Origin of the sequence: uncultured Azohydromonas sp. (assembly GCF_937926365.1) — a bacterium.
Classification (GTDB): Bacteria; Pseudomonadota; Gammaproteobacteria; order Burkholderiales; family Burkholderiaceae_C; genus Azohydromonas.
On the sequence record NZ_CALAOH010000032.1, the window covers coordinates 1 to 14,517 of the forward strand.

The 14,517-nt window shown below is 70.7% G+C and carries 16 protein-coding genes; 7 read left to right on the forward strand and 9 right to left on the reverse strand.

All coding sequences use genetic code 11. The features are described 5' to 3' along the window. From Q0741_RS03105 to Q0741_RS03120, 4 genes are all read right to left on the reverse strand, one after another. The coding region (locus Q0741_RS03105) for a GAF domain-containing protein (protein WP_298231735.1) at positions 1-855 on the reverse strand (855 nt) is incomplete at its 3' end. A gap of 107 nt (positions 856-962) precedes the next feature. Then, positions 963-1,469, reverse strand: a complete 507-nt coding sequence (locus Q0741_RS03110; protein WP_298231736.1) for an acetone carboxylase subunit gamma — start codon at positions 1,467-1,469, stop codon at positions 963-965. Positions 1,470-1,493: 24 nt separating this feature from the next. After that, positions 1,494-3,818, reverse strand: coding sequence for a hydantoinase B/oxoprolinase family protein (locus Q0741_RS03115; protein ID WP_298231737.1), 2,325 nt, complete (start codon positions 3,816-3,818; stop codon positions 1,494-1,496). Between the two features lie 19 nt (positions 3,819-3,837). Next, positions 3,838-5,982 carry a hydantoinase/oxoprolinase family protein gene (locus Q0741_RS03120; RefSeq protein ID WP_298231738.1) on the reverse strand — a complete coding sequence of 715 codons (2,145 nt, stop codon included), beginning with the start codon at positions 5,980-5,982 and terminating at the stop codon, positions 3,838-3,840. Between the two features lie 338 nt (positions 5,983-6,320). Between Q0741_RS03120 and Q0741_RS03125 the strand changes: the two genes are divergently transcribed. The 3 genes from Q0741_RS03125 to Q0741_RS03135 all read left to right on the forward strand — a co-directional run bounded on the left by Q0741_RS03125 (position 6,321) and on the right by Q0741_RS03135 (position 8,475). After that, positions 6,321-6,572 carry a hypothetical protein gene (locus Q0741_RS03125; protein WP_298231739.1) on the forward strand — a complete coding sequence of 84 codons (252 nt, stop codon included), beginning with the start codon at positions 6,321-6,323 and terminating at the stop codon, positions 6,570-6,572. 150 nt (positions 6,573-6,722) lie between these two features. After that, complete coding sequence (locus Q0741_RS03130; RefSeq protein ID WP_298231740.1) at positions 6,723-7,853, forward strand: alpha/beta fold hydrolase; 1,131 nt, start codon at positions 6,723-6,725, stop codon at positions 7,851-7,853. A gap of 94 nt (positions 7,854-7,947) precedes the next feature. Next, positions 7,948-8,475 (forward strand): hypothetical protein, encoded by a 528-nt coding sequence (locus Q0741_RS03135; protein WP_298231741.1) that lies wholly within the window; start codon positions 7,948-7,950, stop codon positions 8,473-8,475. A 44-nt stretch (positions 8,476-8,519) separates the two neighbouring features. Here Q0741_RS03135 and Q0741_RS03140 read toward each other — a convergent pair whose 3' ends face one another. Beyond that, positions 8,520-9,371, reverse strand: coding sequence for a hypothetical protein (locus tag Q0741_RS03140; RefSeq protein ID WP_298231742.1), 852 nt, complete (start codon positions 9,369-9,371; stop codon positions 8,520-8,522). A 209-nt stretch (positions 9,372-9,580) separates the two neighbouring features. On the opposite strand from Q0741_RS03140, the gene Q0741_RS03145 reads away from it, so the two are divergent. From Q0741_RS03145 to Q0741_RS03155, 3 genes are all read left to right on the forward strand, one after another. After that, the gene (locus Q0741_RS03145) at positions 9,581-9,994 is read left to right on the forward strand and encodes a CHRD domain-containing protein (protein ID WP_298231743.1); all 414 of its coding nucleotides are present in this window, start codon (positions 9,581-9,583) and stop codon (positions 9,992-9,994) included. Positions 9,995-10,083: 89 nt separating this feature from the next. Beyond that, complete coding sequence (zwf, locus tag Q0741_RS03150; protein WP_298231744.1) at positions 10,084-11,547, forward strand: glucose-6-phosphate dehydrogenase; 1,464 nt, start codon at positions 10,084-10,086, stop codon at positions 11,545-11,547. 345 nt (positions 11,548-11,892) lie between these two features. Beyond that, entirely contained in the window at positions 11,893-12,102 is a 210-nt protein-coding gene (locus Q0741_RS03155; RefSeq protein WP_298231745.1) for a hypothetical protein, read from the forward strand. A 64-nt stretch (positions 12,103-12,166) separates the two neighbouring features. Here the strand turns inward: Q0741_RS03155 and Q0741_RS03160 are convergent, their stop codons facing one another. The 4 genes from Q0741_RS03160 to Q0741_RS03175 form a co-directional block, all read right to left on the reverse strand. Beyond that, positions 12,167-12,463, reverse strand: a complete 297-nt coding sequence (locus Q0741_RS03160; RefSeq protein ID WP_298231746.1) for a DUF3135 domain-containing protein — start codon at positions 12,461-12,463, stop codon at positions 12,167-12,169. Between the two features lie 254 nt (positions 12,464-12,717). Further along, on the reverse strand, positions 12,718-13,689 hold the full coding sequence (locus Q0741_RS03165; RefSeq protein WP_298231747.1) for a metallophosphoesterase: 972 nt from the start codon (positions 13,687-13,689) through the stop codon (positions 12,718-12,720). Next, positions 13,686-13,949, reverse strand: a complete 264-nt coding sequence (locus Q0741_RS03170) for a hypothetical protein (RefSeq protein WP_298231748.1) — start codon at positions 13,947-13,949, stop codon at positions 13,686-13,688. The genes Q0741_RS03165 and Q0741_RS03170 overlap by 4 nt, the downstream gene beginning before the upstream one ends. A 4-nt stretch (positions 13,950-13,953) precedes the next feature. Then, positions 13,954-14,175: a DUF3820 family protein gene (locus Q0741_RS03175; protein WP_298231749.1), complete on the reverse strand. Its 222-nt coding sequence runs from the start codon at positions 14,173-14,175 to the stop codon at positions 13,954-13,956. 52 nt (positions 14,176-14,227) lie between these two features. On the opposite strand from Q0741_RS03175, the gene Q0741_RS03180 reads away from it, so the two are divergent. Then, positions 14,228-14,449 (forward strand): hypothetical protein, encoded by a 222-nt coding sequence (locus Q0741_RS03180; RefSeq protein ID WP_298231750.1) that lies wholly within the window; start codon positions 14,228-14,230, stop codon positions 14,447-14,449. Positions 14,450-14,517: the final 68 nt, after the last annotated feature.

A 14,517-nucleotide genomic window follows, 5' to 3' on the forward strand; every position in this document is an offset into this window, starting at 1 on the left:
CACGCGCCGCGCCGCCAGCGCGGGCAGGCGGCGCGCGCGGGCCAGGTCCAGCTCGCCGCCCGCGGCGGCGATGGCGTCGGCCGCATGCTCGTTGGCCTTGATCGGGCAGCCCAGCCGGTCGAACAGCACCACGCCGTCCTGCCCGGCGCGGGCCAGGTGGCCCACCGCGTGGTCCAGCAGCCGGTAGCGGCGCTCCATCTCGCTGGCGGCCAGGCGGTTCTCGATGCGGCTGGCCGCCGTCACCACCAGCGCCAGCGTCTGGCGGTTGTAGGTCTGCGACAGGCCCGAGACGTCCAGCACGCCCACGATTTCGCCGTCCAGCGGGTGGCGCAGCACCGTGGCCGAGCAGGTCCAGCGCTTGATGCCCTCGCAGAAATGCTCGGCGCTGTGGATCTGCACCGGCTGCCCCACCGCCAGCGCGGTGCCGATGGCGTTGGTGCCGGCCAGGTCCTCGCTCCAGCTCACGCCGGGCATGAGGCGGATGGTTTCGGCCGAACCGATGGCGCGCACGTCGCCCTCGGTGGCCAGGATGGTGCCGCTGGTGTCGGCCAGCGCCATCAGCGTGCCGGTCTCGGAGAGGAAGTCGCGCGCGCAGACCATCACCGGCGCGCTGGCCTCCAGCATCTCGCGCTGGCGCTCGCGCAGCAGGTACAGGTCCTGGTCCGACACGGGCTGCGGCCCGCTGCGCGCGCGCGGATCGACCTGCGCCTGCAGGCAGCGCTGCCAGGACGCGTCCACCAGCGAGCGCAGCGTCTCCAGCGGCCGGCCGTCGCCGGCGAGAAACGCCTCCCACGCGGCCGTCACTTCAGGCTCGTTGCCGGGGTTCGAGAACATCTGCTCGGGCTCCGATGTCATCGTTGTCTCCTCGCGGCCGTGTACCCGGCCTGCGACCCGCAAAGTAGCACGCCCTCCCACGCTCTTCAGCCGTGGGAGGGCGTGCGGCGGCCCGTGCCGCCGGGGGGTCAATCGACGCGTTCAGGCAGCGGCAGCTTCACCCACTCCTTGTAGAAGGCGTCGATGTCGGGCTCGAAGTCGTGGATCACCGGGTACCACGGCGTGGGCGCCTCCACGTCGTGCAGCGCGGCGCACTGCGGGCAGATGTACTCGCGGTACACCTGCCAGCGCGTGTCGGGCGCCATGAGCGTCGGATAGACCTCGGCCATGGCCTCCTCGTTGTCGCGCACGTAGACGTTGGCGTGCAGCTTCCAGTTCTCGCGCCAGTCGCAGAACACGTGGCCGCAGTCGCACTGCGTGACCCACTTGCTGGTCTTGGCCTGCTGCACGATGTACAGGTGCGGCCCCAGCGGCAGCACGATGCGGTCGCTCCAGCCCAGCTTCTCCTGCAGCGCCGCCAGGTAGAGCTGGAAGCGCTCGCCGTCCTTGGGCATGGACAGCATGCGCAGCGTGGTGTCCCAGTCGAGCTTGCCGTCGACGAGGTTCTTGATCTGTTCACGGGTGTAGGCGGACATCGCGGTTCTCCTCGTTGCAGCGGTTCATTCCTCGACCAGCACGACGGTGCGCACGTCGGGCATCTTCGAGAGGTCCATGCGGTACTTCGCGCCGTAGCTGGGCACGCCCAGCTCGGCCTCGGTCAGCGTCCAGTCGTCGGGCAGGCTCCAGAAGGTGCGGAACTGCTGCTCGAACTTGGGCGAGAGCCCGAAGCTGGTGGCGAACATGTGCTGCACCTGCGGCGAGGCGCTCTTGGTCAGGATGCGCTCGCGCTCCTCCTTCATCCACTCGCGCGTGGGCACCGAGCGCTCCAGGCGCTGGCGCCGGATCTCCAGCCGCTGCAGCGCCGTCTGCTGCGCATCGACCTTCCACACGCCGTTACCGTCCTTGGTCGCCACCGCGCCGTAGACCTTGCGCGCGTACTCGGGCAGCAGCAGCGCGTTGTTGAGGTCGCGCTCGATGGCCTCCACCTCGCGGTCCAGCGGGTCGCCGAAGCCCGGGCCGCCGCGCAGGTAGTTCAGGTACAGGTCGTAGTTGTCGTAGCAGTCCTCGGTGGTCATGCACTGCTGGTCGCGCTTGACCACGGCGCCGGCGTTGAGGTGGTTCTCGTAGTCGGGCAGGTCCGGGTTGGTGTCGCCGCCCAGCGGCAGGCTGTCGCCCAGCGCGATGCGCTCCTTCAGGCCCGTGTTGTGGGCCTCGAAGCGGTAGCCGGTGGCCGCGGGGTAGCCGCCCATCAGGCCCCAGTCGCTGTTCATGTAGCCGTTGCCCATGAAGAACATGGTCCAGTCCTGCGCCTTCCAGACCATGCGCAGCGTCTCGAAGCCGCAGCCGCCGCGGTACTTGCCGTAGCCGCCGGAGTTGGCCTTGACGTTGCGGCCCAGGTAGAGCAGCGGCTCGGCCATCTCCCAGATCTCGATGTCGCCCATGTCGCCTTCGGGGTTCCAGATCGCCGCGGCGTGGTTCAGCCCGTCCTTGATGGCGCAGGCGCCGGTGCCGCACGAGGAAGCCTCGAAGCTGTTGACGGCGTGGATGTCGCCGTCCTGGTTGATGCCCCCGCCCTGCAGCCAGTTGGAGGTGTTGGCGTTGCCGGCGTTGACCTCTTCCAGGTAGCCGCGGCTGAAGTAGGCCTGCGACAGCCCGCGCCACATCGCGCTCCAGCCCGAGACCAGGAAGTGCCAGGCGTAGGCGTGGCCGGTGCGGCGGTCGTCGGGGTTCATCCACGCGCCCTTGGGCAGGCGGAACTCGGTGCCGTAGTAGGCGCCGTCGTTGATGCGCTGCGTGGGCACCAGGGTCTGCGTCATCATCACCCAGATGCCGCTGGTGAAGGCGACCTGGTGCGCGTTGTACGAGTGCCAGCCCCAGCGGCTCGCGCCCTCGAAGTCCAGCCGCCAGCTGCCATCGGCGCGGATCTCCATCTCCACGGGCGAGTGCATGATGGAGTCGAGCTTGGCGAAGGCGTTGGAGGTCTGCACGTCCTCGTGCGCGTAGGGCACGTCCACGAAGGCGACCTTGCGGTACTTGCCCGGCAGCGTCATGGCCTTGATGCGCGTCTGCAGGCCGCGGCGGCCCTCCTCGATCACCTCGTAGGAGAACTTCTCGTAGGCCTCCAGCCCCTCCTCGGCCACGACCTCCTCGATCAGGTCGCGGATCATGTGGCAGCCGGCGATGCGGGTGCGCTCGTCGAGGATCCAGTACTTGGGCGTGCGCACCGAGCGTTGGCTCTCGTGCAGCCAGTCGCGCAGCGGCGTGTCGTTCACGCCGGTCTTGCGGCAGGTGATCATGTAACCATCGCCGAAGCGCTGCGTCTGGCCGGTGGACATCGAGCCCGGCGTCACCGCGCCGGTGTCGATGACGTGCGTGACACCGCCGACCCAGCCGATGAGCTTGCCCTGCACGAAGATCGGCACGATGGTGGCGATGTCGCAGGGGTGCACGTTGCCGATGGCGCAGTCGTTGTTGGTGAACATGTCGCCGGGCTGGATGCCCGGGTTGTGCTCCCAGCCGTTCTCGATCATGTACTTGATCGCCGCGCCCATCGTGCCCACGTGGATGATGATCCCGGTGGAGGTCAGCACGCAGTCGCCCGCGGCGTTGTAGAGCGTGAAGCACAGTTCGCCTTCCTGCTCCACGATCGGGCTGGCGGCGATCTTCTTGGCCGTCTCGCGCGCATGCACCAGGCCGCCGCGCAGCTTGGAGAACAGCTTCTCGTAGCGGATCGGGTCCTTCTCGCGCAGTTCCAGCCGCTGCAGGCCGTTGTAATGCCCGGTCTGGGCGGTGCGCTCCAGGATGCCGTCACGAAACTCCTTGAGCGTCTGTCCGTTCTTGAGCAGGTCCGCGAAACCCACTTCCTTGGCCGTCATCATGTTCATGGCATGTCTCCTTCGTTGATTACTTGACTTCCTTGAGGTGGAAGAGGCGGTGCTTGTCGAGCGTGGTGCTGAAGCCCTTGGGCACGACGAAGGTGGTGGCGTCGGATTCGATGATGGCCGGCCCGGTGATGGTGTTGCCGGGCTTGAGCGCCTCCATCTTCCAGACCACCGCCTCGTGCCAGGTCTTGTGGCGGTAAAGCGGCCGCGTGCCCAGGTGCGCCTCCTTGGGCGGCTTCGCGCCGCCCTCGGGGTCCTCCGGCAGCACGGGCTTCTGCGTGGCGACCATGCCGCGCATGATTGCGCCCGTGACCGAGAAACCCAGCTCCGGCGAGCGCGCGGCGCTGGCGTACACGCGGCCGTAGGTGGTTTCGAAGGCTTCGACGATCTGGTCCCAGTCCTGCGCGGTGGCGGCGCTGCTGATGGGCGAGTCGATCTCCAGGTCGTTGAGCTGGCCCATGTACTGCATGCGGTAGCCCGGGCGCAGGATCACGTCCTTGGCCTCGAAGCCGTTGATGCGGAACTCCTCGATCACCTTGGCCGCCAGCTCGGACCACGCGGTCTGGATGGTGGCGGCGGCGCTGGCCTTCTCCGCGTCCGAGGCGTGCTGCGGCAGCGCCAGGTCCACGCTGCGGTCGTAGCGGTACTCGAAATCGGCGCAGGCGCAACCAAAGGCCGAGAAACCCGCGGCCCAGGCCGGCACGATCACGTCCTTGAAGCCCAGGCCCTCGGTGTAGCCGTAGGTGTGCACCGGGCCCGCGCCACCGTAGGAGAAGCAGACGAACTCGGTGGGGTTGTAGCCCTTGGCGCTGACGTTGGAGCGCAGGTACTCGCGCAGCTGCAGGTCCAGCAGCTCGATCACGCCCGCGGCGGCATCCTCCACCGACAGGCCCAGCGGGTCGGCGATCTGCGCCTTGATGTGCTCCCGCGCGCGCTGCACGTCGAGCTTGATGGCGCCGCCCAGGAAGTTCTCGGGGTTGAGGTAGCCCAGCACCACGTGGCAGTCGGAGACGGTGACCGTGTCCAGCCCGCTCTCGGCCCAGCAGGTGCCCACGCGGTAGCCGGCGCTGTCGGGGCCGAGCTTGATGGCGCCGCTGTACGGGTCCAGCCGCACGAAGCTGCCCGCGCCCGCGCCCACGGAGTCCATGGTCACCAGCGGCAGCGAGAGCACCAGGCGCGCCATGTCGGGATCGGCGGCGATGGCGAAGTTGCCCTTGGTGATCAGCGCCATGTCGAAGGAGGTGCCCCCGATGTCCGAGCAGGCGATGTTCTCGTAGCCCAGCGCCTCGCCCAGCAGCTTGGAGCCGATCACGCCGCCGATGGGCCCGGAGACGATGGTGCGCGCCAGCTCCTTGGCCTTCCAGCTGATGGTGCCGCCGTGCGTGGCCATCACGCGCAGGTCGAACTTCGCGCCGTGCTCGCGGAAGCGGTCGCTGACCTTCCTGAGCGTCTGGCGCGAGGGCTCCGCGGCGTAGGCCTCCAGCACCGTGGTGTTCATGCGGTGGCTTTCCTTGCGCTGCGGGTAGTAGTCCACCGAGGCGAACACCGGGACGTCGCGGCCCAGCCGTTTCAGTTCCTCGCGGCACACGTCGCGGGCGCGCTGCTCGCTCGTGCCGTTCTTGTGCGACTGCAGCAGGCAGATGACGATGGCCTTGGCGCCCTGCGCGACCAGCTCGCGCGTGGCCTGGCGCACCTCGTCCTCGCGCAGCGGGATGACGATCTGGCCCTGCACGTCGGTGCGCTCGGTCACGCCGCGCGTGCGCGACAGCGGCACCAGCGGCTCGTCGTAGCGGTGGGTGTTGAGGTGGATGCGCTCCTCCAGCGCGTAGCCGAGGTAGCTCTGCACCGCGCGGCCCATGGAGTGCACGTGCTCGAAGCCGCGGTTGACGATCAGGCCCACCTCCAGGCCCTTGCGCTGCACCACCCGGTTGAGCATGGCGGTGCCCGAGTACACGCAGGTCAGCAGCTCGGGATAGACCTCGTCCACGTCGCGCTGCCAGTGGGCCAGCGCGTCGCGCGAGGAGTTGAGGATGGCGAGCGACTCGTCGGCCGGGTTGCTCTGGGCCTTACCGACCACGAAGCGGCCATCGGCCCTGACGAAGAAGGTGTCGGTCATCGTGCCGCCGGCATCGATGCCCATCACCTGGACCTGGGACAACGTTTGCATCACTGGGTCTCCTGAGTTGGCTTGATGAGGACGGCAGCCCCGCCGCCGTCCGCTCGAACGCTTGCCGCGCTCGGAGCTTCCAGTCGCGAAGGCCGTGCCACGCCGGGTCCGCCGCGCCCGGGAGCAACGCAAGTGCTTGATTTGATTGAGGTTAATCCGGGTTTGCACGGAGGCCGGACGCCTCGCAAGCGCTCCAGCGGACTGCGGGTCGACCGTCCGGAATCCGGACGCTCGAATGGAAAACGGACGCCACGGCGCCGGCCTGCATCGGATGGCACGGACGCTGCGTGGAAGGGCCTGGGGTCCCGCGGGCCCGCCCACGATTTCAGGAGACGAACATGGACACGGAGACGACGAGCGCCGCGCAGTACGAGCTGCGCTTCAAGTCGCTGGCCGACGAGGGCACCGCCTGGAGCTTTCCCTGCGACGCGCAGGGCCGGGTGGACATGGATGCGCTGGACGAGCGGCTGCTGCACCGCTACCTGTATGCGCGCGCCACGCGCGGGCGCGAGTTCCTGATGCCCGCGGTGCAGTTGCGCGGCGATGCGCCGACGGGCCGCCGGCCGCACCGGACCGCGGCGTCGGAGTGAAGCGCTGGCGGGACGACCGTCCGGAATCCGGACGGTCGTACGGAAACCGCACGCTGGCCGTCCGCGGCTGGCGCCGAACACCGGCCCGCCTGGGATTCATGGCGGTACGGGGCTTGCCGCTGGAGCCGCGACCATGGCAAGAGGCTGTAGATGCACCAGACGATCCCGGCAGTGAAAAACGATGGCCCCGCCGTGGACGGCGCCTTCTTCCAGCGCCTGGATGCCCTGCGCCGCGCCGCGGGCAGCGGGATGGACAGCCTGGGGCTGGGTCCGCGGCCCGCGCCCAGCCGGGTGCTGCACGAGGCGGCCGGCGTGCGCCTGCGGCGCTACGAGGGCGGCGGCGAAGGGCCGGCGCTGCTGGTCGTGCCGTCGCCGATCAAGGCGCACTGGATCTGGGACCTGGCGCCCGAGTGCAGCGTGGTGCGGGCGGCGCTGGCCCGGGGCTGCCAGGTGCACCTGCTGGAGTGGCGGTCGGTGCCGGCGTCCTGGGGGCTGGACGAGCACGTGGCCGCGGTGGCGCGCGCCGCCGCGCAGGTGCGCGGCCTCGTCAGGCAGCGCCCGCACCTGCTGGGGCACTCGCTGGGCGGCACGCTGGCGGCGCTGTGCGCGGCACGCCATCCGCGGGACGCGGCCTCGCTGGTGCTGGTGGAGGCGCCGTTGCGCTTTGGTAGCGCCACCGGCGCGCTGGCGGACCTGGTGAATTCGCTACCGCCCGGCTTCGCGCGGCGCTTCGACCACGTGCCGGGCAGCCTGCTGGGCCTGGCGGCCAGCAGGGCTTCGCCCGAGGAGTTCTCCACCGGCGTGCGGCTGGACGCGCTGGCCTCGGCGCTGCACGGCCCGCGCGCGTGGCGGCGGCACTGGCTGGCGGTGCGCTGGACGCTGGAGGAGCGGCCCCTGTCGGGCCGGCTGGTGGCGCAGGTGATGGACGCGCTGTACCGGGAGGACCGCTTCATGCGCGGCACGCTGAGCCTCGACGGCCGGCGCGTCGCGCCGCGCGACGTGGCGGTGCCGGTGGCGGCCATCGTCGATCCACGCAGTCAGGTCGTGCCGGCGGCGTCGGTCACCGGCTTCGTGGAGGCCGCCGCGAGCCCGGCCACGCTGCTGCTGCAGTACCGCGGCGACGTGGGCGTGGCGCTGCAGCACCTGGGCGCGCTGATCGGCGACAGCGCCCACCGCGAGCTCTGGCCGCGGGTGCTGGAGTGGCTGCGGGAGCTGGATCGCGGGCGCAACGGCGAGGAGGCGCGTGCCGCTTCCGCGGTGTCCGGGAAAAGCGATGCGTAAGCGGCGCCCCGCTTGCTGGAGCCTCCACGGCACGGGCTCCGATGGCGCCCGCCTCCCAAGACACGGCGGCCGTCGGTCGCCCACGGAGTGCGACATGAAAGCAACAGCAAGCCTGCTCCGCACCGCGTTGGCGGTCCTGGCCCTGGGCGGGGCAGCGTTCGCGCACGCGCAGGCCGGCGGCGGGTCCCCGGAGAGCAGCGACAACCCCAGCGGCAACAGCACGCCCACGGGCCCGGGCGGCAGCAGCGGCGGCGCCATCGTGGTGGCGCCCGACGGCGGCTCCGGCCTGGGCGGCACCGGAGCCCCAACCCCGCCGGGCGTGGGCGGCGCGCGCAGCGGCACCGACAGCGGCACCGACAGCGGCACCGGCTCGGGCATCGACGGCCGGGTGGTCGATGGCCCCAACGGCGGCGGGCCGCACAACCCGGCCTCAGGAGCGGGCAGCGCCGCAAAGACGCCCGGCCGGCCGGGCGAAGCCGGCGCCGGCACGGCGAGCGGCAGCACCGGCACCAGCAGCGGCAAGGGCCGAAGCACCGAAGCCGGCTCCGCGGCGAGCGCGCCCGCACCCGCACCCGCACCCGCGACCGGCACCGGCACCGGCACCGGCACCGGCACCCGCTGAGCGTTCCGCCCCGCCGGCCCGGCCGGGGCCGCGTGCCGCACGGCTCAGTTCGCCTGCGTCTCGCGCCGCTTCATCGCCAGGTATTCGCCCTGTTCCGTCTCGTGCAGCTGCGCCGGGTAGCGCTCCAGCGCGTCGTGAAAGCGGCGCAGCCGGGCGTCGATGGGGGCGGACGCGGTGTCCAGGAAGGTGTCGATGGCCAGAAAGTAGCGCATGGTGTTGCGCTCGGCCACGCCCTGCATGCCGCGCACGTACTGCGGCCGGCCCTGCTCGTCGCGGCCGGTGACGCTGAAGCCGACCTTGTCCTTGCCCGCGCTGGAGAGATAGACGCTGGTGGCCATGCGGGCAGCCAGGCCCATCTCGTAGGCGTAGGACAGGTGCATGAAGGTCTGCCGCTCGCCGGCCGGCACGGCCTGGAAGCGCAGCCGGTAGTTCTGCGTGCCCAGCGGGCCCTGCGCGGCCGACAGCGCCACCGCCAGGTAGCGCGGCTGTTGCGCCGGCACGGCGAAGTCGAAGGCCATGGACTGCGCCTGCTCCACCGGGTCGGTGTAGCGCCGCGCCACCGCCATCTCCAGCCGCTGCCGCGCGCCGTTGCCGGCGGGCAGGCAGCGCTTGACGTTGGTCTGCAACATCAGGATGTCGCACCAGTGGCGCGGCTGCTGCAGCGCGGCGGCCACGGCGTCGAAGGGATGGTCCAGCAGCGCCCACACCTCGCCCAGCGGCGCGCTGGAGGAGTCGTTGGACTGCAGCAGCAGCGGACGCCGGAAGGGGCTGCGCGCGAGCTCGGGCTGCAGCTCGGTGTAGCGGGCCTGCAGCGAATCCCCCGCCCCATCGGGCGGGGCATCGGCCGCGGCCGCGGTCAGGCACACCAGGCCGGCCAGCAGGCCGGCGCCCAGCAACGCGCCGCGCGGGGCTGCGCGGCGGCATGGAACAGGGCGGGCAGGGTGACGGGGGGGAGCCATCGGAGCGCTTTCAGTCCGGGTGAGAACGGAGTGCTGGGGGCAAGCGCCATACCGTGGTTGGCAAGGCCGGGTCGCAGCTCTGTTACGGCGCTGGTGCCGGGGCCGCTGCATCATCGCCGCGTTCGAATCAACACGAGGAAACACCGATGAAGCACCTGCAACCCCTCCTGCGCGCCGCCCTGGGACTGGCGCTGGCGGCCCCGGTCGCGGCGGCCTGGGCCGGCGACCTGAAGCTCACGGGCGAACAGGAAGTGCCGCCGGTCCAAACGATGGCGCTGGGCACCGGCAGCATCGACGTGGCCGAGGACGGCACGGTCAGCGGCAGCATCAAGACCACCGGCGTGGACGCCCTGGCCGCGCACATCCACCATGGCGCCGAGGGCAGCAACGGGCCGGTGGTCATCCCGCTGACCAAGGGCGAAAACGGCACCTGGACCGTGCCCGAGGGCACCAAGCTCACGGCCGAGCAGATGAAGGCCTACCGCGCCGGCGAGCTGTACGTGAACGTGCACAGCGCGGCCCAGCAAAGCGGCGAGGTGCGCGCGCAGATCAAGCCCTGAGCGGCGCCGGGAACGGCAACGCAACGGAAGTGGCAACAGCGCCGCGGCCCGGACCGGCCGCGGCGGACGACCCTTGACGGAGCAAGCGAATGGAGCTTTCGGAGTCGGCGGCGCTGGACCTCATCATCTTCGGCGGGACCGGCGACCTCGCCTGGCGCAAGCTGCTGCCGGCGCTGTACATGGCGCACCGCCACGGCAGCCTGGGCGAGCGCCACCGCATCATCGGCGTGGGGCGCCAAGACTGGCCGCGCAAGCAGTACGTCGAGTTCGTGGACCGCATGTCGCGCCCGTGCATCGACCCGGCGTCGATGCAGCCCCTGCACTGGCAGGACTTCCTGCGCCGCCTGGACTACGTGCAGCTCGATGCCACCCAGCCCCAGGGCTACGAGCGGCTGAAGGACGCGTGCCAGCCCGACTCGGTCAAGGTGTTCTACCTGGCCATGGCGCCGGACCTGTTCACCGCGACCACCGCCCACCTGCATGGCGCCGGGCTGGTGGACGCGCGCTCGCGCGTGGTGCTGGAAAAGCCCCTGGGCCACGACCTGGCCTCGGCCCGCGCCATCAACGAGACGGTGGCGCGTTACTTCGAGGAGCGCCAGACCTACCGCATCGACCACTACCTGGGCAAGGAAACGGTACAGAACCTCATGGTGCTGCGCTTCGGCAACGCCATCTACGAGCCGATGTGGCGCGCACCCTTCATCCGCAGCGTGCAGATCACGGTGGCGGAGACCGTGGGCGTGGGCACGCGCGCGGGCTTCTACGACCACACCGGCGCGATGCGCGACATGGTGCAGAACCACCTGCTGCAACTGCTGTGCATCGTGGCCATGGAGCCGCCGATCTCGCTGGAGGCCGACGACGTGCGCGACGAGAAGCTCAAGGTGCTGCGCAGCCTGCGCAAGCTCACGCCCGCGCAGTTGCGCCAGGACACGGTGCGGGGCCAATACACCGCCGGCAGCGTCGAGGGCGAGCGCGTGCCGGGCTATCTGCAGGAAAACGGCGTGCCCCCGGGCAGCCGCACCGAGACCTTCGTGGCGCTGCGTGCGCACATCGACAACGCGCGCTGGGCCGGCGTGCCCTTCTTCCTGCGCACGGGCAAGCGGCTGCCGCGGCGGCTGTCGGAAATCATCGTGGAGTTCTCGCAGCCGCCCTTCTCGCTCTTCGGCGACCAGTTCGGCCTGCAGCAGCCCAACCGGCTGCTCATCACGCTGCAGCCGGAGGAGTCGATCCGGCTGCAGATGATGGCCAAGGAGCCCGGATCGGGCCTGCGCATGCGCCCCGTGTACCTGGACCTGGACCTGCAGTCCGCCTTCACCGAGCGGCGCGCCGAGGCCTACGAGCGGCTGCTGATCGACGTGGTGAAGGGGCGGCTCACGCACTTCATGCGCCGCGACGAGCTGGCGGCGGCGTGGCGCTGGGTCGATCCGATCCTGGAGGGCTGGAACAGCCTGGGCGATCCGCCCAAGCCCTACCCGGCCGGCAACTGGGGGCCGCCGGCGGCTTCGGCGCTGGTGGCGCGGGAGAACGTGCTGTGGTCCGAGGCGCAGTGAGCCGGACCGAGGCGCGCCGAACGGCATGGAGGTGCCGGCTGGCCCGGCGTGATGTGGGCGGCCGCACGCGGGCTACGCGGCGTGACGCGGGTATGGACGTTGCATCGACGAGACGGGAAGTCCCTCGGGGGCTTGCCACCACTACTGTATGAACATACAGTGCCTCATCAGGAGGTCAGATGATGAACACGTCCAGCACCGGCACCAGCATCAGCCAGCTGCGCCAGCACTACCGCCCCGCGCCGGACCGCATTCCGGTTTGGCTGCGCCGCGTGTGGCACTGGTTCTGAACTTCAGGGTCCGGCCCGCGCACCGTGCAGTGCCGGGCGCGGTATGGTTCAAGGCATGAATGCACCACTGCGAGAAGAGGTCCTGACGCTGCGCGAAGCCTCGCCCCAGGCGAGCCTGCCGCTGGCGGCCGAAGGCGTTCAGCGCTTCGTCTGGGAGCACCGTTTCGGCTCGATGCTGATCGAGGTCGATGGCGACGAGGTCCGCGTCAACGGCGACGTCGTGCAGCCGGTGCCGCCCAGGAAGGCGGAGGGGCAGACGGGCTGAAGCCTGGCCGCGGCGGCGCGGTGGCGCTGAGCAGCAGGGGCTGCGGGCGCGGGGCTTCAGTGGCTCAGCTGCGCAGCGCCGACATGTACACCGCTTCCCGGTTCAGGCACGCCACGCTCATGTGCAACGCCTGCACCGAGTCGCCCAGCGCCGACATGGCAACGGCCAGCCGCCCGGCCGGCGTGCGGGCGCCCAGCATCCGCACCTGAACCTGCGCCAGGCAGGCCCGCGCGGCGCCCTGCACCGACGGCGGCATTTCATCCAGCGCAGCGGCGAACAAGGCCTGCCGCTGCGCTTCGAACGCCATGGGGTCCTCGTGGGCCAGTTGCGAGAAACGGTCGAAGTCGAAGATCGGTTCCACGGTGGTAGGCCTTGTTCAGCAGGTCGGCCGAGGGCAGCCGGCTGGATGCTTTGGATGAAATTCGACATTCAAGGATGTAGCCGTGGCGGCCCTCCTTGCCGAAACGCCCCTCCCGTCCCTCGCTTGTCGCACCGTTGATGCCTGAAGCCATCCTGTGCCCTGCCGGGCTTGGGCGTACCCGGGTCTTCCCGCGCCGCCGCGTTCGACCCGGCCTTTCCTTGATGCAGCACAAAAGCGGCCGGCGCCGCCGCGCCTCAGCCGCCGATGCGCACCAGACGGTGCACCGTGACCTCGGGCCTGCAGTTGAAGCGCACGTCCAGCAGCGAGGAGCCGCAGCCCACCGAGGTGTAACCCTGCATCGGCCCGTGGCGCCAGGCGCCGCGCACCAGGGCGCGGGGCGCCGTGGACTCCGTGATCAGCGGGATGCCCCCGGGCAGGCAGATCTGCCCGCCGTGGGTGTGCCCGCACAGCATCAGGTCGAAGCCGCAGTGTGCCGCCTGCAGGTAAGGCTCGGCCGTGTGCGACAGCAGCACGGTGCAGGCCTCGGCCGGGATGGCGTCGGCCGCCTTGTGCAGGCCGTGGGCGCGGAAGAAATGGGCGTCGTCGATGCCGGCGATGTAGAGCGCCTCGCCGCCGCGCTCGATGCGCTCCGACTCGTTCATCAGCACGCGGATGTCCAGCGCCTCCATCGCCGGGACCATGCGGATGCTGTCGTGGTTGCCCAGCACCGCGAAGGTGGCGCGCCCCAGGTGCGGCCTCAGCGCCGCCAGCGCCTGCATCGCCGGCTCGCAGGGCCCGTAGGTGCGGAAGCGGAAGTCGCCCGTGAGCACGCACAGGTCGTGCGGCACGCTGCGCACGCGCTCGATCAGGGCCTCGACGAAGCCGTTGCCCACGTCCAGGTGCAGGTCGCTCAGGTGCAGCAGCCGCAGGCCCTCGAAGGCCACCGGCAGCCGCCGCAGCGCGCAGTCGCGCTCCACCAGCTCGATGCGCAGCGTGTTGCGCCGGCCCCGCTCGCGCAGCCCGGTGAGCGTCAGCAACAAGTGCAGCAGCGACGGCAGCGCGCGCCAGTTCTCCAGGTGCGGCGAGCGCGCACCCGGGCGGCGCAGCCGCAGCTCGGCCTCATGCTCCAGCCCCAGGCGGTGGCGCAGGTGCGCCCGCCCGATGCGCCGGCTCAGCGCCTCCAGCGCGGCGGCTTCACGGGCCGCCGCGTCGTCGCCGCTGCTCACGACCCGGCGAGCCGCTCGCGCGCCTTGTCAAGCCAGAGCTGGAAGCCGGCGCTGAGCTCGTCCTGGCTGAAGGAGCAGCTCTCCCCGCCGAACAGGGCGCCGGACTCCATGCGGTCGAGCAGGTTGCCCAGCACCTCGCCGAACTTGGGCGGCAAGTCCGGCGGCAGCGGCTCGGCGCGCAGGCGTTGGCAGAAGGACGGCACGTCCAGCGTGCCGGCGCGCAGTTGGTCCAGCGCGTGCTGGAAGGCTTGAAGCGACATCTGGTCAGGTTCCGCTGGAACGGGTCCGCAACGGCGCCAGGAGGTGCCGCAGACCGTTGTGGTCGATTTCATGCATCAGCGCCAGGAGCCGGCCGAGCTGCCCCGGGGGGAAGCCCGTGCGGGCGAACCATTCGAGGTAGGCGCCGGGAAGGTCGGCGATGGCCCTGCCCTTGTACTTGCCGTAGGGCATGACGGTCGTCACCAGGAGCTGCAAGGGTTCCGTCATGCGAGGCATTGTCCGCCACGCGCGTACCACGGCATGTCGGGCGCCTCAGGGCATGCCCGTTGCTGAATCCGGCCAGCCCCTGCCGGCCGGGCAGCGCACCCGCCAGATCAAGCACCCGAGCCCCTTTGCCCTTGCTCTCTCGTTCGCCACCTGGTGCCTGCTGATCGGCTCGCTGCTCGTCACGATGATGGGCCTGAGCCACACGCTGCTCAAGCGGCTGCTGGTCAGCGCCGCGGCGCTGTACCTGGCCGCCGGCTACGTGCTTGGGCCGTAGATGTTCGGTTTCATCTAGGAGGCTGTCGGACTTGAACCTGATCTGCAGTGCGACTGACGCAGGTTGTG